Raw genomic sequence first — 446 nt, forward strand, 5'->3', positions numbered from 1 at the left:
CAACCCGAGCACCATCAGCACGCCGAGCACCGCGGTGAACGCGATGGCGGCCGCGATGTCCTTGGGCTGCGCCCCGATCACCGGCGCCACCGCGGCGATGGCCGAGTTGCCGCAGATCGCGTTGCCGCACGCGACCAAGATCGCCATCCGGGGCGGCAGGCCGAGCGCCCGGCAGATCCCCACGCTGGCGCCGATCCCGATCACCACGGTGCCGACGATGCCGGCCAGCAGCGCCGGACCGGAGGCCAGGATCGCCCCGAGGCTGAGCGAGGCGCCGAGCAGCACGACGGCGACCTCCAGGAGTTGCTTCGCCGAGAACCCGATGCCCGGCAGCACGGAGGTGGCCGCCCCGTCCCGCGCGGTGGTCCCGGTTTCACCCGTCCGGGCCGATGATCTGGGGCTCACGCCGGTCGCTCCACGGTCGACATCCGAGCAAAGGGAAGAAA

The 446-nt window shown here is 72.4% G+C and carries 1 protein-coding gene; it reads right to left on the reverse strand.

The features are described 5' to 3' along the window. A partial coding sequence (locus FV233_RS29895; protein WP_147899679.1) for a putative sulfate exporter family transporter occupies window positions 1-405 on the reverse strand: 405 nt, incomplete at its 3' end. Window positions 406-446 lie beyond the last annotated feature (41 nt).

Source organism: Methylobacterium sp. WL7 (assembly GCF_008040085.1).
Taxonomy (GTDB): Bacteria; Pseudomonadota; Alphaproteobacteria; order Rhizobiales; family Beijerinckiaceae; genus Methylobacterium; species Methylobacterium mesophilicum.